The following is an 18832-nucleotide window of genomic DNA, read 5'->3' as shown; positions in this document are numbered from 1 at the left end:
CGACCGGGTTGCTGGAAGTTCCGGGAGCAACTCCGCAATGCAGGGACTGGAAAAACGCGAAAGGCGTGCCCCTGTTCGCTGGGCGCGCCTTTCGCGTGGTGCCTCTCAGGTGCTTGACTATGTCCTCGCCGGCCAAGGCGCGTTCCGGGTTAGGGCTTGCGGCCCGGAAGCACTAGGAGTGCGTCGCCCACCGGGCGCTCTCCGGTTGCGTCCGACGGCGAGTTCACAACCTGACCGCCCTGGACCATCGTGGTCGATCCGCCGCCGTCGAGATTGATGGCGTTGACCATTCCCAGCGAACGCGCGACGTCGGCGGCTTCCTTGATGCTCAGGCCCAGCGACGTGGTTTGGCGGCCGTCGGCGGTGACGATCAGGGTCCGGCCCTGCGCGTCGACGCCGGCAATGGTGCGGGGGTTGCGCTTGTGGACCCAGCCGTAGAAGAAGCTGTTGCTGTCGGTGGTGCGGACCATGCCGTCGCGCTTCGCGGTGACGTTCAGCTGGCCGTTTTCAACCAGCGTGGGTCCGCCGTTGACGACGTCCGTGGTGGCATGGGTCTTCAGGGTCTTGCCGCTCCCGTCGAGCAGGTCCGTGTTGACGTTCAGCTTGGTACCCGGGACAGCCAGGGCGGCGAGCTTATCCGCATCTGCTCCGATGGCCTGGAGGGTCTGGCCACCGGCCGGGACGGCGGTACCGCGGGTGTGGTTGACCGCAGTGACAGTGCCGTGGGCATCCAGGAGGACTTCGAGCCCCGGCCCGGACGGTGTGGTGGGGCCGAACTCCGGTGTGAAAGCAACGATCTCGTCCGCATCCGTGCAGGTGAAGTCGTGCAGCGGCAGGTTGGTGGGGGTGTCGTCGGTGCCGCCGCAGTTGCGGATGAGCCCGGGGACCCGATTGATTCCGTCCAAAGGAAGCTCTCCGGCCAGGCCCGTGCCGGTGACCGTGCCGTGCCAGTGCAGGCGCTGGACGGAGGCCTTGTTCTTGTCGATGACCAGGGAGGGCCGGTCGCCGACGGGTTCGCTGAGCACCTTGCCGTCGTGGACTGCGGCACCGGCAGGATCGCCCGGCGCGCCGGCGGCAGGGTCCATGACGAAGTAGCCGCCGTTCGTCGCGGCCAGGGCGCCTGCGGCGGCAGCGAGTGAGCTGGTGGTCTCGCGGTCCTCGAGGTTCGGGCCGAACGAGGAGGCCAGGTCGCCCCGGAATTCCTTTGGATCGATGGTGAGCACCTGCAGGTTCCAGGGGCCCCGGTCATCCTCGCTGGAGCCGGCGTCGCCGTCCCAGCCGGTGTAGATCACGGAGGATTTGTAGCCGGCCGCCTTGATCCGGTCCACAGTAGCGGTTCCGTCGGCCTTGGTGGTGAAGTTCCCGGCCCGTACCCGATAGCCGAGGTCGCCGCCGGCGTCGGCCAGCTGGGGTGACTGGACGTGCTCCACCCGTGCAGGAACGCCGGCCGCGTTGAGCTTGTCGGCAACCAGTTGGGCCTGTGCCTGGGTGGAGAGGGCGGATGCGGGAGCGTCCGGGTCCGGTGACGTGGACGGGACGGCCACTTCGGCGGTCCAGAAGAAGTCCTGGTTGGGGGTGCCGCGGGTGATGGCGGTACGGGTCAAGCCAGGGGCGAGGGTGGTCACGGTCCGGGTCTCGGGCTGATCCGCTGCGCCGAGGTCAAGGTGGGCGGACGGTGATGGTGCGGCAGTCTGCTGGTCCGGGGCCGGAGCGGTGGGCGCCGCGGTGGAGGCGCCTGCCGGGGCCAGGAAGGCGAAGGGGAGAGACACGGCCAGCGCGGTGATAACCGCGCGATGGTGACGATGACTGGGGTTGATCATGGTTACCCACGCTAGGGCGGTCCGGGGCTGGCGAGGGCACCCACACGCCGCTGTTCAGCCCGCCTTCGGGAACTGTTCACCCCACGTTGTCGGGGTCATCCCCGCAGGTTCCGAAAGCAGAAATGCAGGATAGGTCTGACAGCAGGTGGTTGCCTGGAATAACCAAATGGTTGCCTGAAATAACCAAATCCGTCACGTGCATTTAAGCTCGGGTCCCTAAGTTTTTCAGTGTGAAAAGACCCCCAAAAATCGTCCGTACATCAGCCGCCGAACACACAGGAAGCCCCTCGCGGCTGGGAAACGTCTCCGCCTTTGTGCGTCGCCAGAAGCCGCTGGCAATAGTTGCCGCTAGCTGCACTCTTGTCGTTTTGGGCGGTGCCGGCATCGCGGCCGCCTCAACTATCCCCTTCGGCCAGCAGCAGGTGGGCTCCCAGACCGACAAGGGCGAGCAGGTCGCCTCGAACCAGATGATCAAACCCATCGGGGACCGCCTGATGACCCCATTCGGCAAAATCATGGGCTCGACCGTTAGCCCGGATGGCCGATACCTGGTTGGCACCAGTGCTGACCGCTCGGTCGATCTGCAGGTCTTCGACTTGACGATGTACAAGCCGGTTGCCGCGGCAGGTACCCAGGCGGCCACGGCTTTTGCAACAGCGGCAGGCAATGCCGGCTTCGCGAACATGGCGTACCAGCACATCACGGACGGATCGGTGGGCCAGGACGGCCCCGTCTTCTCGCCCGACGGCAAGTTCCTGTTTGAGCCGGTCGCAACCGGCATCGTCCGCTACCCCTTCAACCCGGACGGCTCCCTGGGGGCGGGCACAAAAATCAGCATCCCGACCGCGGGCGACAAGCAGGCCCTGACCGCCGGCATGGCGTTCTCTCCCGACGGCTCCACGCTGTACGCGGCCGTGAACGGCCAGAACAGCGTGGTCGCGATCGACCCGGCCGCCGGGACCATCAAGCAGACGTTCGGCACCGGTATCGCCCCGCGCCAGCTGAAGTTCGTCGGCACCCGGCTGTACGTCTCCAACGAGGGAGGCCGGCCGGCGCTCTCGGGCGAGCCGACCATGAACTCCTACGGCACCGACGTCCCGGCCGACACCAACCTCGGCACCTCCACCACCGGCACCCTCAGCATCATCGACACCGCCAACGCCGCCGCGCCGGTTTCTTCCCTCGACGTCCAGCTGCACCCGACTGCGATGTTCCTGGACGGGCCCACGCTGTACGTGGCCAATACCAACAGCGACACCGTCTCCGTCGTGGACACCGCCAGCAACAAGGTTCTCCAAACCATCGCCACCCAGCCCTGGGCCTCGTCCCGGGTGGGCTACGAACCCACCGCCATCACCATGCAGGGCGACCACCTCCTGGTCTCGCTCGGCCGCGCCAACGCGATCGCGGTCTACAAGGTCAACAAGCAGGACCCGAAGGACCCGGCCAGCTACATCGGCCTGCTCCCGACCGACTACTACCCGGGCAACGTCACAGCCGTGAACGGCCAGATCGTGGTCACCAACATCCGCGGCATCGATGCGCGCGGACCGGAAGTGACCATCAACGAGGGCCCGAACACTACGGCTGCAACCGGCCACGGCACGCACTCCACCACAGCCTCGCTCACCAAATTCACGCTGCCCAGCGACGAGCAGATCCAGCAGTCCACCGAGACTGTGTTCGAGCAGAACGGCTGGGATGGCAGCTCGGTCAAGGAGGCAACGGAAGCCCAGGCAGGCAACGTTCCCGCCGTCGCGGTCCCCAAGCGGATCGGGGAGCCGTCGACCATCAAGCACGTATTCCTGATCGTGAAGGAAAACCGCACGTACGACCAGGTGTACGGGGACATGAAGCAGGGCAACGGCGACGCATCCCTTGCCCAGTTCGGCGCGAAAGTCACGCCCAACCAGCACGCCCTGGCCAGCAAGTTCGGCCTGTATGACAACACCTATGACATCGGCACCAACTCGGCCGAGGGCCACAACTGGATGATGCAGGGCGATGACCCGGCATACACGGAGACCAGCGCCGGTGAATACAAACGCTCGTACGACACCGAGGACGATGTCCTTGGCCATCAGCGTTCCGGCTTCCTTTGGACTGCGATCAAGGACGCGGGCAAGACCGCCAGGAACTATGGCGAATTCGACTCCGAGGAGGGCAAGCCCGCAGGGGCCACCTGGCAGCAGTACTACTGTGCCGCCACGGGCACCATGGCCGGCGGCGACCCGGCCCAGCTCTTCACCCCGGCCCTTCAAATGCACGCCAGCTCAGCCATCCCGTCACTCAATGACATCACGGATCCGAACGCGGCCCCGTTCGACACTGCGGTACCGGACATCTACCGCTATGAGACCTGGAAGCAGGACTTTGAGAAGAACGGCCCGAAAAATTTTCAGATGACATGGCTCTCAAGCGACCACACCGGGGGCACCGCCGACCCCGAGGCCCAGGTTGCCGACAACGACCTCGCCGTGGGCAAGATCGTTGATGAGATCTCGCACTCCGACTACTGGAAGGACTCTGCGATCTTCATCGCCGAGGACGACAGCCAGAACGGCACCGACCACATCGACGGTCACCGCGCCCCCGTCCAGGTCCTCAGCCCATACGCGGTGCATGGTAAAACCGTCAGCACCTACTACTCCCAGATCAATATGGTCCGTACCATCGAGCAGATCCTCGGTGCACAGCCGCTGAACCAGAAGGTGGCGGCGGCCACCCCCATGTTCGACGCCTTCACCAACAAGGCCGACTTCGCACCGTACTCCGCGGTCCCGAACCAGGTCCCGCTCACCGAGGGCGTCAAGACCGCCCCCGCCTGCGGCACGGACACCCTGGGCCAGACCGGAGCGGCGGCCGCGGCAGTCAATGACGCAGCAGCCAAGGCCACCGCCGTCCCTGCCCCAATGAAGGAAACCGCCGAAAAGTGGGACGACTGGTCCGAGAAGCAGCACCTGGCAGGCAACGGTGCGAAGGAAGACTATGCGGACCCCAACCTGTTCAACCGCTGGACCTGGTACCAGACGCACAAATGGGAGAGCCCCTACCCGGGCGACGAGAAGATCTACGGCCCCGACGAGGTGCCCGGTATCCCCGCCGGTTCAACGAACCACGAGGACGACTGATATTTCGTTGACCGGGACGTCGGGCGCCAGCCGCTGACATCCACAAGAGCGGGCTGGGCGGAAATCGCCCAGCCCGCTCTTGTGTCGCACAAGCGCTCAGTCCGTGATGTCGGTGCCGGTGCTCAGCTCCTGCCACTGGTCCAGTTCCGCCCGCTGGGCCTCCGCCACCTTGCCGAAGGCGCCGAACGCGTCAGTGCCCAGGACCAGGAGTCCCGGCGGGTTGGGGGATTCGACGACGGCGATGATCGCCCTGGCTGCCTTGTCCGGGTCGCCGGGCTGCTTGCCGTGGGCCGTGTCGTGTTCCTTGCGGCGCTTGCCGGCCGTATCCGCGTAGTCGTCGATCGCCGAAGCGGACTGCGTGAGCGAGCGGCCGGCGAAGTCGGTGCGGAAGCCGCCGGGCTCGATGGCGGTGACGTTGATGCCCAGCGGCTGCAACTCCTGGCGCAGCGATCCGGACATGCCCTCCAGGGCGGCCTTGGTGGCGGCGTAGTAGCCGGAGCCGGGCGGTGTGATCCGCGCGCCGATGGAGGAGATATTGAGGATGGAGCCGGCCTTGTTGGTGCGCATGCCCGGCAAAACCGCCTTGACCATGTCCACCGCGCCGAAAAAGTTCGTGTCGAACAAACGCCGGATGTCGCCGTCGTCCGCTTCCTCCACGGCGGCCCGGTAGCCGTAGCCGGCGTTGTTCACCAGCACGTTGATCGCCCCGAACTTCTCCTCGGCCTGCTTCACCGCTGCGGCGATCTGCGCCTTGTCCGTGACGTCCAGGGCCAGGGGGAGCGCGGTGTCCGGGAAGCCGGCGGTGATGTCCTGCACCGCGTCAACGTTCCGGGCGGTGACGACGGCGTTGTGTCCGGATGCGAGCACGGCTTCGGCGAGTGCCCGGCCAAGTCCGGTGGAGCAGCCTGTGATGAGCCATGTTGCCATTGGTGTTTCCTTTCGTAGGGTGACGTCCGGGCGCTTAAGCCCGGTGCCGCCATCGTGCGTTTGCAGTCAGTTCGTGGGCGCCGTAGCTGTTGTCGTCGGGGTTGACGGTGACGCCGGGGGCGACGAGCTGGTCGATGCGGTCCAGCACCTCGGGGGCCAGGACGGTATCCGCGGCCGGGAGGTAGGACTCCAGCTGCTCCATGGTCCGCGGGCCCACGATGGCCGAGGTGACGCCGGGGTGGTTGATCACGAACGCGATGGCCATCTCAATGAGCGTGACCCCGGCCCACTCGGCCACCTGCGCCAGCTCCTCCACGATGTCCAGCTTGCGCTGGTTGGCGGGCTGGCTCATGTCGAAGCGGGCACTCGGCCGAGCCGAGGAGGTGGGCCGGGACGCGGAGTCCTTCCGCCACCGGCCGGAGAGCCAGCCGCCGGCAAGCGGGCTGTACGTGAGGGTGCCCATCCCATGCCGCTGCACCGTGGGAAGGACGTCCTCCTCGATGCCGCGGACCAGGATGGAGTAGGGCGGCTGCTCGGTGACGAACCGCTCCAGGTTGCGCTCGCGGGATGCCCACTGGGCCTCCACGATCTGCGAGCCGGAGTAGGACGAGGAGCCGATGTAGCGCACCTTGCCCTGGCGGACCAGGTCGGTGAGCGCGCCCAGGGTCTCCTCCACGTCCGTGTCCGGGCTGGGCCGGTGCACCTGGTAGAGGTCGATGTGATCGGTGTTGAGCCGGCGCAGCGAGTTCTCCACCTCCCGCATGATCCAGCGCCGCGAACCGCCGCGCTGGTTGGGGTCCTTCTCATCCATGGGCATGAAGAACTTGGTGGCGAGGAAGACGTCGTCGCGCCTGCCTGCGAGGGCTTCACCGACGATCTCCTCGGAGGCTCCGCCGGAGTACACGTCCGCGGTGTCGATGAAGTTGATGCCGGCGTCCAGGGCGCGGTGGATGATGCGGGTGGCATCGGCACGATCGTTGTTGCCCCAGGGGCCGAACATCATCGCGCCGAGGCAGAGGGGGCTGACCTGCACGCCGGTGCGGCCAAGCGGGCGGTATTCCATTGCTTCTCCTTAGGCTTCCGGGATGACCATGGCGAACCGCTCCGGGCGGGCCACGTCCGGGTCCGGGCCGCTGCGGACGCCGGAGTCCAGGGCATTGATGGCTTCGATCTCCGCCGTGGAAAGCTCGAAGTCGAACACGTCGAAGTTCTCGGCAATCCGGCTCGGGTTGGTGGACTTGGGGATGGCGGACCGGCCCTGCTGCAGGTGCCAGCGCAGCATCACCTGGGCGGGGGTCTTGCCGTGGGCCTGCGCGACGCCGGCAATCGCCGGGTCCCGCATGACGTTCTTCCGGTTTTCGCCCCAGCCGGGGTAGAAGGTGATGCCGCCAATGGGCGACCAGGCCTGGGTGAGGATGCGGTGGTCCTCGTCGATCGTCTGGACGGCCGGCTGCTGGAAGTACGGGTGGAGCTCGATCTGGTTGACGGCGGGGACCACGTCGGTTTCCGCCAGCAGCTGCTGCAGGTGGTGCGGCATGAAGTTGCTGACGCCGATGGCCCGCACCCGTCCGTCCTTGAGCAGGGTTTCCAGGGCTTTGTAGGCGGCGATGGTTTTGTCGAACCGGTCCGGGGCTGGCTGGTGCAGGATGAGCAGGTCCAGCTGTTCCACGCCCAGCTTGCCCACGGCCTTGTCCCAGGCGTGCAGTGCCTGCTCGTAGCCGTAGTCGCTGACCCACACCTTCGTTTCGATGAAGACGTCTCCGCGCGGCAGGGCGGAGCGGCGGATCCCTTCGCCCACCTCCCGCTCGTTGCCGTACGCCGCGGCGGTGTCGATGTGCCGGTAGCCCACCTCGAGCGCGGTCTGGACGGCCGCCGTCGTCTCTTCCGGGGGACTCTGGAAGACGCCCAGGCCGAGCGCTGGCATGGTGACGCCGTTGTTGAGTTTGAGTTCCATGCCTTCACGCTATGTGGGTGGCCGCGATTGTGGGAGGGCTTGTCAGTCCCTCCTTCAGAGGTTGGGGCACGCGTACCGTGGAGGCATGACCAACAGCGATGACGTGCGGAAATTCCTGACCTCCCGCCGCACCCGGCTCACCCCGGAGGAGGCCGGGCTGCCCGCGTACGGCGGTACCCGTCGCGTGGCTGGGCTCCGCCGCGAGGAAGTGGCCATGCTGGCCGGGTTGAGCGTCGACTACTACATCCGGCTGGAGCGCGGGAACCTGTCCGGTGCCTCGGACAGCGTGCTGGAGGCCCTGGCACGCGCCCTGCAGCTGGACGACGCCGAGACGGCCCACCTTTTCGACCTTGCCCGCGCTGCCACTTCGGTGCCGCGGGTACGGCGTAGGCGGAGCCCTTTGACGGTGCGTCCCAGCGTGCAGCGGGTCATCGATGCGATTACGACGGCGCCCGCCTGGGTTAGGAACGACCGCGGCGATGTGCTGGCCTCCAATGAGCTGGGCCGGGCCCTGTATATGGAGATGATGGCGGAGCCGGTGACGCCGCCGAACAGTGCGCGGTTCACGTTCCTGAATCCGAAGGCGCGGGAGTTCTTCCGGGACTGGGAGCGCAGCGCGGACGACATCGTTGCGGTACTGCGGTCCACCGCCGGCAGGAACCCGTACGACCAGGACCTTTCGGACCTGATCGGCGAGCTTTCCACCCGCAGCGAGGAGTTCCGCGTCCGCTGGGCCCGGCACGACGTGAAGTACCACCGCACCGGGCGGAAACGGCTGCATCACCCGGTGGTGGGGGACCTGGATCTGACCTACGAGGCGATGGAACTCCCTGCGGACCCGGGGCTGCGGATCAACATCTACACCGCCGAACCGGGCACGCCGTCCGAGGATGCGCTGAAGGTCCTGGCCAGCTGGGCCGCCACGCAGCGGACCGATGCCGGGGTGCCGGTGCAGGAGGGCACCTAGGCCGCGCTGCGGGCCGTCGCCGCGGCGTTCGTTTTCGAGGCGCATATTCCGTTTCGCTACGCATATTCCTTTGCGCAGCGTAAATGCGGGCCGCGAAAAGGAATTTGCGCGTCACGGGCGGCTTTGCGAGTCGAACATATGCGCACGCCCTACGGCTGCGCCGGGTCCTCCGCCAGCCACGCCATCGCCTCATCCATGGACGTGAAGTAACGGGTGGGGTGCACCGGTTTGTGCCGGCCAGTGTAAAAGCCGGCGAGAGTCTGGTCCACGGGGGAGGTGCCCACCACTGCCGCGCGCGTCAGGGGCCAGGTCCCGGCAAAGGCCTTCAGGGCACCCTGATCAATCCACTCCACACCCGTTATTTCCACCAGCATCGGAAGAGCGCGGCCGCCGCTGAGTTCCCTGGCACGCTTCATGAGCGCCACAGCGTCGCGTTCCGTGACCACATCCCCGTGCCCCCACTTCAGGTGCAGCAGGTCCCCGGAGAGCTCGATGGTCCCGGTGATGTCTTTCATGCCTACTACTTTGCTGCTCATCCACGGCGTACAGCAACACAGCAGCGCAAACCGCACGGCCGGAAGCGGATGGGGAAGGGACGGCCTTGGCCCCTCCCCATCCACTCGGCACTAGGAACCCCCCAATATCGGGGAGCGTTGCTCCGGGCTTCCTGGTGCCTTCCCCCGGCCGGTTGGTCGGATGATGAATTGACAGATAGACGTTTTCGTCAACTCTGCTAGAAGTGTGGCCCGTGCTCCGTAGAAAGGTCAAGGGACGTTGGTACGGGTGGGCCAGGTTGCCTTGACTGAATCAGGCTCGCGGCCCGTGCTGCTGGTCCTGCAGCTCGCGTGCGGCAGCGGCCCGAAGGGTGAGATTGGACTTGTGTGCCGTCATGATGAGCAGCTTTGCAGCCTCGTCCAGGGTGCATCCGCATCGCGCAGCTATTGATTCGCACGCGTCGGCAATCACCGCGCGCGAGGCCAGGGTGTGTTCCAGCTCGGCAAACTGCTCGTCGGAAAAGGTTGCCGGGCCCGTAACAGCGGCAGCGCGCGGGGCAGCTTGCGGCGCGACTGTTCCATAAGTCCGACGCGGCGTGTAACGCGTCCGCGCCACAGCAGCCTCCACCTGCGCCTGCAGCACGGATCGCGCGGCCGCAAGCAGGTTCGCCACCTCGGGGCAGGCCAGCCGGTACATCAGCCTCCCCTCGGAACGCTGGCATTCGATCAGCCGCTGGCTCCGCATTTGGGTCAGGTGGCGGGACAGGTGCGAGGCCTTCTGCCCGGTACCCTCACACAGTTCCGGTATGGACGACTCGCCGCCGGACAGCAGGTCCAGGACCTGCGCCCTGACCGGATGCGCCGCGGCCTTGAAAACCTCCGCGAGAGCCAGCATCGACGGCCGCGCCCGGTCTGCATCAGGCACTTGATTCGTCACGGTTTCCCACCCCTGCCTTGTCCGGCCTCACCAGGGAGACACGCCAATGTGTTGACGCCTAAGATCGTCCCCCGCAACCGGCCGTTAGTGCAACGGCTCCGATCGTTCAAAACGGCGAAGCGCACGACGGCGGCCCGCACCTAAAGGAGCAGGCCGCCGGTCAGGAGGATGAGGCTAAGCGGTGGTCAGCACCGTCTTCAGCCAGCCTTCCTCGCGCCGGTCGAAGTTCAGGTAGGCGTCCACCACGTCGCTGATCGGTTCGTGCTGGGTGATGAACGTGGTGGGGTCGAAGACGCCGGACGCCACCAGGTCCACCAGCGGCGGCGTGACCGAGCGGTGGTCGCAGTTGCCCATCCGGATGGTCAGGTTCTTGTTCATCGCCTGGCCAATGGGATAGGTCATCATCGCCGGGCTGTACACACCGATAATCCCGATCCGGCCGTACTTCCGCACCGTCTCGATGCTCCACTGCGAAACCTGCGAGGGCGCATTCCCTGGTACCCAGTTATCGCCCTGCACATTGGTGGACGGGGCAACTTCAGCCACTTCCTGCGCGAACTGCTCCGCCTGCTCCTCGCCCTTGGCAGCTGCCGGCCCGGCCCAGGGCCGCTGCGCATCGATGCCCACGGCGTCGATCACCGCGTCCACGCCGATTCCCTGCGTTGCCTCCTGCAGGGCCTCAACGGGGTCTTCGCTGTTGAAGTTGATGACGTCTGCGTTCTGGTCGAGCGCCTGGACCAGCCGGGTCTCTATCCCGTCCACCGCGAACACGCGCGACGCACCCTGCCGGAACGCCGATGCAATCGCCAGCTGCCCAACGATGCCGGCGCCGTACACGGCCACCGTGTCGCCCCGCTGGATGCCCGCCAGCTGCGCACCGAACCAGGCCGTGGGGAAGATGTCCGAGAGCAGGATGGCCTGCTCGTCGCTGACGTTGTCCGGCAGCCTGGTAAGGGTGTTGGAGGCCCAGGGAATCCGCGCGTACTCCGCCTGCAGCCCGTTGATCGGTCCCGTGGTCTCGGGGCCGCCGAAGAAGCAGGTGCCCGCTTGCGGGCCGTTCGGGTTGGCAACGTCGCACTGCGCCGTGTGCCCGGCGCGGCACTGCCAGCACACGCCACAGGACATCGTGGAGGACACAATGACGCGGTCCCCGGGCGCGAACCGCCGCACCGCCTTGCCTACGGCCGTCACCTCGCCCACGGCTTCATGGCCCAGGATGGTGCCTTCCTTCATGCCGGACATGGTGCCGCGGATGAAGTGCAGGTCCGTGCCGCAGATCGCGCTGCGGGTGATGCGCACAATAGCGTCGTTCGGGTCGAGGATGGTGGGATCGTCCACGTTGTCCAGGCGGATATCGCCTTCGCCGTGCCATACAAGAGCTTTCATGATGGGACTCCTTTTACGCGCTCAAACCGTCGAATAGGGTTCTGGTCATCAGGCACTGCATGCGCCCAGCTGCAAGATAGTAAGCCTACTGCCTATTTTCCTGTAGGGCGAGGCCGCCCGTCCAACCCAGCGCCGCGCATCCCCGTTTCCGCTGCGCAGGTTCCGGCCGGACGCGCGGGTTCCTGAGCGCCACCCACATAAGTGCCGCGCCGTGGAGCGGGTGTGTCACAGGCGGTCCTGCGCGTCGAAAACAGCGGAACGCGTACGACGGCGGCCCACGCCTGCCGCCGCCAGCTTCCGTTCCAGCGTTCCGGCCACGGTGAGGTCTGCCCAGTCCCACCGCTCCACCCGGAATCCCAAGGAACGGAGCCGGTTTTCGCGCTTCTTCTCGTCCACAACTGACTCGGATGTAGTCCGGCCCTTGAGGAACCCGGGCTTGACGTACTTCTCCTCGCCGTCGAACTCGCCAACGATCCCCGACTCCTTCCAGTAGAAATCCGAGTACCCCACCAGCCCGCCCGCGTCCGTAAAGCGATGCTGGAGGACCGGGGGTTCGAAGCCGGCCACGTGGATCAGGGCGCGGCTCCAGGACTCGCCCGCTGAAGCAGATGCGGGATCGGCAAAGGCGATAGCGGTGCGGATCCGCCGCGCCGCCGCCGCGGAGTAGATCTGACCGATGCCCGCCTCCAGTTCGGCCTTGGTCAGGGCAGGCAATTGGCGGGCCGGGTCCGGCCGCAGCACGTGGTCCAGCGGTGCGATGGCTTCGGTGAAGGGGCTGAATGCCGCCAGGTCCAGGACAGTCCGGACGCGGTCGGTGACCAGGAGCCCCTCCAGCTTCACCGCCCTCAGGCCCGCGCGTGATGCGAAGTGGCGGCTGACTCCGGCACGTGACCTCCCGCCGTCGTTCTTCAGCGTGAGGGCCTGTACCGGGTGGTTCTGTCCGATGAACGGAATGTCCCACACACTGGCCGAGGAGTGCCGGGCGAAAATTGTGGGCTTTTCAAACGTTTCCCCTGCGGCCTGGACCCGGACGCGGTACTGCTGCCACGGCTTCATGGCCCGCCACCTGGGTCCGTCGACATACACGCCGTGCCGGACCCGCACCAACGCGCCGGAGCGTACACGCTTGGCCAGGTCGTTGGCGCTGAGCCCGTGCAGAATGCGGTCCCGGGAGAGCAGGAACGGCGGGAGATCGGTCATGTACCCACGATGCCGGGCGGCCGCCGTTGCCCGGAAGCGACGTCCGCGGCTATGTGGAAAAGCGCCGGCGCGGGACGTTCCGGGAGCCTCAGCCGCCTGGCGACACGCATCCTCATTTTCGCTGCGCACGTTTCTTTTCGCACCCCGGATGTGGGCCGCGTTAAGGAGCCTCCGCGTCGAAATTACACACGCGCGTCGAGAAAGGCAGCCAAGCGCCGGCGCGGGTTCAGGCAGAAAAGTACGACGCCGGCGCGCACCAAAGCGGCCCGCCACCTTCTGCAGGCGGGCAGGCCGCTTTGGCCGGGTCGGGGGCTACCGCTCCGCACGTGCGTCCGGTGTATCACCCGGCTTGCGCGTGGGCTCCACGCTGCCGCCCTTCCCGTAGTCACCTTTGGGGTACCGGCCGGTTTCGGATGCCGCGGACCTGCCGGGTACTGGTCCGGCCTCGCCGTAGTCGGCCTTCACGTAGCGGCCGGCCCCCACGGTCCTGTCGCCCAGGGGTTCGGGCAGTCCGCCTTCAGCGCCTGCGCCGCCGTAGTCCCCTTCGACGTACTGGCCCTCTTCGTCCTCCGCATGGCGGCCCCGCTGTGCTCCGGCCTTGCCAAAGTCGCCCTTGACGTAGCGTCCGCGCAGCTCCCGTTCCTCCGGTGCCAAGTCCGCGGTTGGGGTGTTTTCGATGTTGCTGCTGTCGTTCATGGTCTTGCCTTTCCGAACGAACTCCACGTCCCTGTGTCGGCAACCTGGTCCTGTCCGGTGTCTCTTCGCTGGCGGAATCCGGCTCCCGGCCAGCTCAAACGCGGTGGCAGGTGCCGGTTGTCAGAAGTGCCGTCCGGTGGGGCCGGCTGTCGGTCTGTTGCCTAGGGACACTTTCGGCGTAGCATAAAAGAACCCAGATTGTCAATTGGTCCTGAGGTGAGGCCAAAAACCAAGAAAATCGCAAAGAAGGTACTGCGATGAGTGATGTCACTCCACTGAGAAATGCGGTCCGCAATGGCAGCGGGCTCAAGCGATTGGGTGGAACCTGGGGCGAACTGCTTGCGGAGTTCCTGGGCACGTTCGTGCTGATCGCGTTCGGCGACGGCGTGGTGGCCATGGCTGTGGCCGCGTTGCCAGGATCGGGCCGTGCCCAAACATCAACCACCATCTTCATGGCCGCGGGCGACTGGTTGCTCATTGCCTGGGGATGGGCCCTGGCCGTGGCGTTGGCTGTGTATGTGGCCGGCGGCGTCAGCGGCGCCCACATCAACCCGGCCGTGACGATTGCTTTCGCGGTCCGCCGCAAGTTCCCGTGGCGCAAAGTGGGCCCGTACATCGTGGCCCAGGTGGTGGGGGCTTTCGCCGGGGCGGCGCTGGTGTACCTGCTGTACTACAACGCCATCGACGCCTACAACAAGGCCGTAGGCACCGGCCGTGGCGACGCGAAGGGGCTGGCCACCTACTCCATCTTCGCCACGTTCCCGGCGCCCTACTTCAACGGAAACGCCGTCGGCCCGCTGGTTGACCAGATCGTGGGCACGGCATTCCTGGTGATGTTCGTCGTGGCCATCATCGACATGCGCAACACTGCCGTCCAGGCGAACCTGGGCCCGTTCATGATCGGGCTCGCGGTGGCCGCCATCGGCATCTCCCTCGGTGCCAACGCAGGCTACGCCATCAACCCGGCCCGTGATTTCGGCCCCCGGCTCTTCGCATGGATGGCCGGATGGGGCCAAACGGCGCTGCCTGGCACAGTGGACGGCGCCTTCAGTTGGTACTTCTGGGTGCCCATCGTCGGCCCGGTCGTCGGCGGCGTAATCGGCGTGCTGATCTACGACTGGTTCATCGGCGACGTCCTCGACGCCCGCGCACGGACGCAGGAATCCACGCCTCCGGGCCGCGCCGGCGGCGAAACTCCTCCCGCCACCGAGGCTGCGACGTCAGTTCCGGAGACCCGGACCACCCCGAAGCGCAGGGCCGCCTGAAGCGCAGCCAGCCACAGGCAGGGAAAGCACGACGGCGGCGCCTCCTGAGTGCCCGCGCTGGGGACGCGCATGTTCCCCGCCGAGGCGCACGTTCCCTTTCGCGGCCCAAATGTGGGCCGCGAAAGGGAACATCCGCGTCGATAGCGCGTTTCCGCGTCGAAAACAAAATCGCGGGTCAAGGCAACGGCGATCAGCCAGAAGCCAGGGGCAGCGCCAGTTCCATCGTGGTCCCGTCCGGGCCGGTGCGGGCCACCTTCACGGTGCCGCCGGCCGCGGAGGCGATCTCGCGGACCAGGGCCAGCCCGATCCCGAAGCTGCGCCGCCCCGTAGAAGCGCCAGTCCCACCGGCTCGGACAAAGCGGTCGAAGATCCGGTCCGGGTCCACCCCGCTGATCCCGGATCCCGTATCCGCCACCCGGACCAGCGCCCAGGAACCCTCCACCGAGGCGGAGATGGTGATGCTCCCACCCGTCGGGGTATGCGCCAGCGCGTTGTCCGCCAGGGCCAGCACCGCCCGCCGGAACGAACTGGGATCGATCCGCACCAAAGCCGGCCCGCCGCCGTCGAACGTTAACTGGACGCCCTGTTGCCGCGCAAGGTCCTGAAGGCTGCCCGCAACGGACTCGGCAGCCGAAGCCACGTCCACCGGCGCCACCTCCGGCCCGGAAGCGGAACCGGTCGCGGCCAGGAGCAGCTCGTTCACGATCCCAGTCAAAGTGGACGCGTCCTCCCGGATCTTGGCCAGGGCGAGCGCAGGCTCGGACCCGGGTTCGGCTTTCCGCTGGGCCAGTTGGATGCGGGTGTCCAGGATGGCCAGCGGGGTGCGAAGTTCGTGGCTTGCGTCCTGGACGAACCGCCGTTGCCGGGCCAGCGCCTCGCCCAGCGGCCGGATGGCGCTGCGCGCGCTGAGCCAGCCCACAAAGCCCGCCAACACCACGCCGGCCAGGCCCGCCAGGATCATGCCCTCGATCAGGTCCCCGGAGTCGAGGTAGGTGTACGGCCTTCCAGGTTCGGAAGCAGGCTGCACCGGATGCGCGAGCTTGTACATCAGAAAGGCGGTGGCGGCGGCCAGGAGGATCAGCACCAGCGCGGCAACACCGGCGCTGATGCGCAGTGCCACCTTCAGGGACGCGCGGCGCAGGATCTCCCGGTCCGGGTCGCCGGCTGCAGCAGGGGTGGAGCGTGAAACGGAACCAGTCATGACGGCTCGCCAATCTGGTAGCCCACGCCGTGGACGGTCCGGATCACGGTCCTGTCGATCTTGCGGCGCAGGTGGTGGACATAGGTGTCGATCACGCCGGGCTGGTCCGTCTCCTGGAAGTGCGCGGCAAGCAGTTCGTCCCGGGTAAACACCCGCTCCGGCTCCGCGGCCAGCGCGGCCAGCACCTCGGCCTCCTTTGCCGTCAGCGTCACCAGGTCGCCGTACAGGGAACGGACAGCGCGCGACGCCGGGTGGAATTCCCAGCTGCCAATGCTCACTGGACCCGCGGCCGGACCCACCGGCGGACCGTACGTGCGCGTCAGTGCGCGCAGGCGCGCAGCCAGCTCGCCGCCGTCGAACGGTTTTGTCAGGTAGTCGTTGGCACCGGCGTCCAGGCCGCGGACTTTCTCGTCGGTGTCGCCCAGCGCGGTGAGGATCAGGATGGGGGTGCCGATGCCCTTGGCCCGCAGGGCGGCGATGAGGCTGAGGCCGTCCATGACGGGCAGGCCGCGGTCGATCACCATCGCGTCCCACGGCTGCGTCAGCCCCAGGTGCAGGCCCTCCTGCCCGTTCGCGGCCAACCGCACCGTGAAGTCCGGCTCCAGCAGCTCGGCAATCAGCGGACCCAGGACGGGATCGTCCTCCACCAGCAGCAGGGCCGGCCCCTCACCTGTCGTCATGCCGCCTATTCTTCCGCAGCCGCCTCAACACCGCCGTCAACAGGGTCCGCAGCCGCCAGCTTTGCCTTCCGCCGGCGCTTCACGTACTCCACGATCCACGGCACCACGGAGACCAGGACCATCACCACGGCAATGACGTCGATGTTGTTGGCGATGATCGCGTAGTGTCCCAGCCACGTGCCCAGGAGGGTCACCGACGTCGCCCACGCCAGGGCGCCCGCCATGTTCCAGAGCGTGAACGCCTTGTACTCGTAGCGGGCAATTCCGGCGGTGACCGGCGCGAAGGTGCGCACCATGGGCACAAAACGGGCCAGTACGACGGCGGCGCCTCCATGGCGGCGGAAGAACTCTTCCGTGACGGTCAGGTGGGAGGTTTTGAGGATGCGGGCATCGTCCTTGAACCAGCGGCGGCCGAACTTGCGCCCCAGCAGGTACCCCACCTGGTCGCCGCCGATCGCGGCCGCGGTAATCACGCCGATCAGCAGAGGCAGTGCCAGGTTCAGCTGCTGGTGCAGGAGGCCCGCGGTGAAGAGGAGGGAATCGCCGGGCAGGAAGGGGAACAGCACGCCGGATTCGATGAACACCATTGCGGCGATGACGCCCAGTGCGGCCGGGCCAAAGCCCTCAAGCAGCCCGGCGGGGTCCAGCAGCGACGGCGAGCCCGTGGCCGCCGCCAGCGGTATCAGGAGGGTGTGCATGATTCTTACGCCCGGCCGAAGGGGCGGACGATCGTGGCGGGAAGCCGTTCCACCAGGGCGGGGGCATAGCGGTTCCAGAGCCCGGCGAGCAGGATGGCTGCGGCGCTGGCGGCAAAGAAGGAGGCCGCGACGTCGGTGGGGTAGTGGACCCCCACGTACAGCCGGGACCAGGCGACGATCAGCGCCATCGCGGCTCCCGCCACCGCGACCGGCTTTGCCCAGCGGGTCCGGCGGGCCAGGAAGTACAGCGCGAAGGCCAGGGCCACGGCGAAGCTGACGTGGCCGCTGGGGAAGCTGTTGGATCCGGTCTCCGGCGCCAGGGGGTCGAACAGCAGCGCGGGGTTGGGCCGCTGCCGGGCGAGCAGGAGCTTGAAGGCCTCGCTCGCCACCCAGCCCGAGCACGCGGTGAGCCCGAAGGCCACGGCAGTCACCAGGTCGCGCCGGAACAGCCAGATGCCCAGGGCAGCGACCGCGATGAGGGCCAGGCCCGCCACCGGGCCGAACAGCAGGTTGATCCCCATCGCCACGGCGGTCAGCACGGCAACGTGGTGCAGGCTGAGATTTTGGTCAACGCCCAGTTCTGCGATTGTGTCGCCTGGAACCAACTGCACGGTAAGGCGCAGCACCACGACGGCGGCGCACAGCAGGATGCCCAACGGCAGCCAGTACCGGGGCTGGGGGAGTGCCCTGAACTGGGTGCCGACGGCCGGGGGTGCCGTGGGCGTGCTGTGCTGTTGCGGTCGGTCGTCGCGGGCTGATCCGTGCATTTCTTCCTTGGGGCGGGGCGTGGGGGCCGCTGTTCGGCCCGTCATCCCACTCTCCCCCCTGGGCTTTAAGAAAGGCTTAAGAAGTGCTGGTTCCCGGCTGTGGGCAGGGGTGTACGACGGCGGCGCGCGCCTTTCGCCCGCTCGGTTTAGGGGTGTACGACGGCGGTCCGCGGCTTTCGCGCGCGGCGTGCCGGGTGGCGGGGTGCCGGGGTGGCGGCATGCCGGCGACGAGCAAACCCGCGACGAGCAAACCCGTTTCCGCTGCGCAGATTCCTTTTCGCGCCGCATATTTGGGCCGCGCAGGGGAGCATCCGCCCCGGCACTGAGTATCCGCGTCCTAAGCGCATCGGGAGCTGATCCGATTCAGGGCTTTCAGCCCTAAGCTGCCGTGGCTGCCCGCCGCACACTGTTTCCAGGGGCCCGATCAGTAAGGATCGGACCAGGTGCGGGAGGAAATCTCATGGACGTTCGGGTCGTGGAGTCGCTGGTCATGGCGGAGATCGGGGACGGCGTACTCACCGCCCTGTACCCGGTGGAGCATTGCGCACGGTGGGAGTTCGGGCCCTGGGCTCCGCTCATGGCCTGGTTCAAGCAACGCCCGGGCCTGACCCGGATCCTTGGGGTGGCGCAGGTGGCCGGTGCCCTGGCTGTGGCCGCCACCTTGTCCAAGACCCCGGGGCGGGCCTGGAAGAAATAACCCCGGCGCATG

General features: G+C 67.1%; 17 protein-coding genes. 4 read left to right on the top strand and 13 right to left on the bottom strand.

The annotated features are described in order from the left end of the window. Positions 1 to 149 precede the first annotated feature (149 nt). Positions 150 to 1820, bottom strand: a complete 1671-nt coding sequence (locus ACIGJD_RS15740) for a phosphodiester glycosidase family protein (protein ID WP_483686980.1) — start codon at positions 1818 to 1820, stop codon at positions 150 to 152. Positions 1821 to 2188: 368 nt separating this feature from the next. Between ACIGJD_RS15740 and ACIGJD_RS15735 the strand changes: the two genes are divergently transcribed. Further along, complete coding sequence (locus ACIGJD_RS15735) at positions 2189 to 4951, top strand: alkaline phosphatase family protein (RefSeq protein WP_483686979.1); 2763 nt, start codon at positions 2189 to 2191, stop codon at positions 4949 to 4951. A 96-nt stretch (positions 4952 to 5047) separates the two neighbouring features. Here ACIGJD_RS15735 and ACIGJD_RS15730 read toward each other — a convergent pair whose 3' ends face one another. The 3 genes from ACIGJD_RS15730 to ACIGJD_RS15720 are packed head-to-tail and all read right to left on the bottom strand — an operon-like array spanning position 5048 to position 7832. After that, a complete protein-coding gene (locus tag ACIGJD_RS15730) occupies positions 5048 to 5878 on the bottom strand; it encodes an oxidoreductase (RefSeq protein WP_483686978.1) in 831 nt (276 codons plus the stop codon). A gap of 34 nt (positions 5879 to 5912) precedes the next feature. Continuing rightward, positions 5913 to 6941, bottom strand: coding sequence for an aldo/keto reductase (locus ACIGJD_RS15725; RefSeq protein WP_483686977.1), 1029 nt, complete (start codon positions 6939 to 6941; stop codon positions 5913 to 5915). Between the two features lie 9 nt (positions 6942 to 6950). Next, on the bottom strand, positions 6951 to 7832 hold the full coding sequence (locus ACIGJD_RS15720) for an aldo/keto reductase (protein WP_483686976.1): 882 nt from the start codon (positions 7830 to 7832) through the stop codon (positions 6951 to 6953). A gap of 85 nt (positions 7833 to 7917) precedes the next feature. On the opposite strand from ACIGJD_RS15720, the gene ACIGJD_RS15715 reads away from it, so the two are divergent. Next, complete coding sequence (locus tag ACIGJD_RS15715; RefSeq protein ID WP_483686975.1) at positions 7918 to 8799, top strand: helix-turn-helix transcriptional regulator; 882 nt, start codon at positions 7918 to 7920, stop codon at positions 8797 to 8799. Between the two features lie 149 nt (positions 8800 to 8948). On the opposite strand, the gene ACIGJD_RS15710 is transcribed toward ACIGJD_RS15715, so the two are convergent. The 5 genes from ACIGJD_RS15710 to ACIGJD_RS15690 all read right to left on the bottom strand — a co-directional run bounded on the left by ACIGJD_RS15710 (position 8949) and on the right by ACIGJD_RS15690 (position 13512). Next, entirely contained in the window at positions 8949 to 9314 is a 366-nt protein-coding gene (locus tag ACIGJD_RS15710; RefSeq protein WP_483686974.1) for a DUF7793 family protein, read from the bottom strand. Between the two features lie 292 nt (positions 9315 to 9606). Then, the gene (locus tag ACIGJD_RS15705) at positions 9607 to 10230 is read right to left on the bottom strand and encodes a metalloregulator ArsR/SmtB family transcription factor (RefSeq protein WP_483686973.1); all 624 of its coding nucleotides are present in this window, start codon (positions 10228 to 10230) and stop codon (positions 9607 to 9609) included. Positions 10231 to 10404: 174 nt separating this feature from the next. Next, positions 10405 to 11616, bottom strand: coding sequence for an alcohol dehydrogenase catalytic domain-containing protein (locus ACIGJD_RS15700; RefSeq protein ID WP_483686972.1), 1212 nt, complete (start codon positions 11614 to 11616; stop codon positions 10405 to 10407). 225 nt (positions 11617 to 11841) lie between these two features. Continuing rightward, positions 11842 to 12816, bottom strand: a complete 975-nt coding sequence (locus ACIGJD_RS15695) for a hypothetical protein (protein ID WP_483686971.1) — start codon at positions 12814 to 12816, stop codon at positions 11842 to 11844. A gap of 312 nt (positions 12817 to 13128) precedes the next feature. Beyond that, positions 13129 to 13512, bottom strand: coding sequence for a hypothetical protein (locus ACIGJD_RS15690; RefSeq protein WP_483686970.1), 384 nt, complete (start codon positions 13510 to 13512; stop codon positions 13129 to 13131). A gap of 257 nt (positions 13513 to 13769) precedes the next feature. On the opposite strand from ACIGJD_RS15690, the gene ACIGJD_RS15685 reads away from it, so the two are divergent. Next, positions 13770 to 14777, top strand: a complete 1008-nt coding sequence (locus tag ACIGJD_RS15685) for an MIP/aquaporin family protein (RefSeq protein ID WP_376976528.1) — start codon at positions 13770 to 13772, stop codon at positions 14775 to 14777. A gap of 190 nt (positions 14778 to 14967) precedes the next feature. Here ACIGJD_RS15685 and ACIGJD_RS15680 read toward each other — a convergent pair whose 3' ends face one another. From ACIGJD_RS15680 to ACIGJD_RS15665, 4 genes are read right to left on the bottom strand one after another with little or no spacing between them, the layout of a single operon-like run. Next, positions 14968 to 15978: a sensor histidine kinase gene (locus ACIGJD_RS15680; RefSeq protein WP_483686969.1), complete on the bottom strand. Its 1011-nt coding sequence runs from the start codon at positions 15976 to 15978 to the stop codon at positions 14968 to 14970. After that, positions 15975 to 16658: a response regulator transcription factor gene (locus ACIGJD_RS15675; protein WP_483686968.1), complete on the bottom strand. Its 684-nt coding sequence runs from the start codon at positions 16656 to 16658 to the stop codon at positions 15975 to 15977. The genes ACIGJD_RS15680 and ACIGJD_RS15675 overlap by 4 nt, the downstream gene beginning before the upstream one ends. Positions 16659 to 16663: 5 nt before the next feature. Beyond that, a complete protein-coding gene (locus ACIGJD_RS15670; RefSeq protein WP_483686967.1) occupies positions 16664 to 17356 on the bottom strand; it encodes a DedA family protein in 693 nt (230 codons plus the stop codon). 5 nt (positions 17357 to 17361) lie between these two features. Beyond that, positions 17362 to 18168: a phosphatase PAP2 family protein gene (locus ACIGJD_RS15665; RefSeq protein WP_483686966.1), complete on the bottom strand. Its 807-nt coding sequence runs from the start codon at positions 18166 to 18168 to the stop codon at positions 17362 to 17364. A 415-nt stretch (positions 18169 to 18583) separates the two neighbouring features. Here ACIGJD_RS15665 and ACIGJD_RS15660 point away from each other — a divergent pair, with 415 nt between their 5' ends. Continuing rightward, complete coding sequence (locus tag ACIGJD_RS15660) at positions 18584 to 18820, top strand: hypothetical protein (protein WP_286398642.1); 237 nt, start codon at positions 18584 to 18586, stop codon at positions 18818 to 18820. The last annotated feature ends 12 nt before the right edge of the window (positions 18821 to 18832 follow it).

This window comes from Arthrobacter sp. E1SS-5, assembly GCF_057073715.1.
This window is presented reverse-complemented; position numbering and strand designations above follow the sequence as displayed.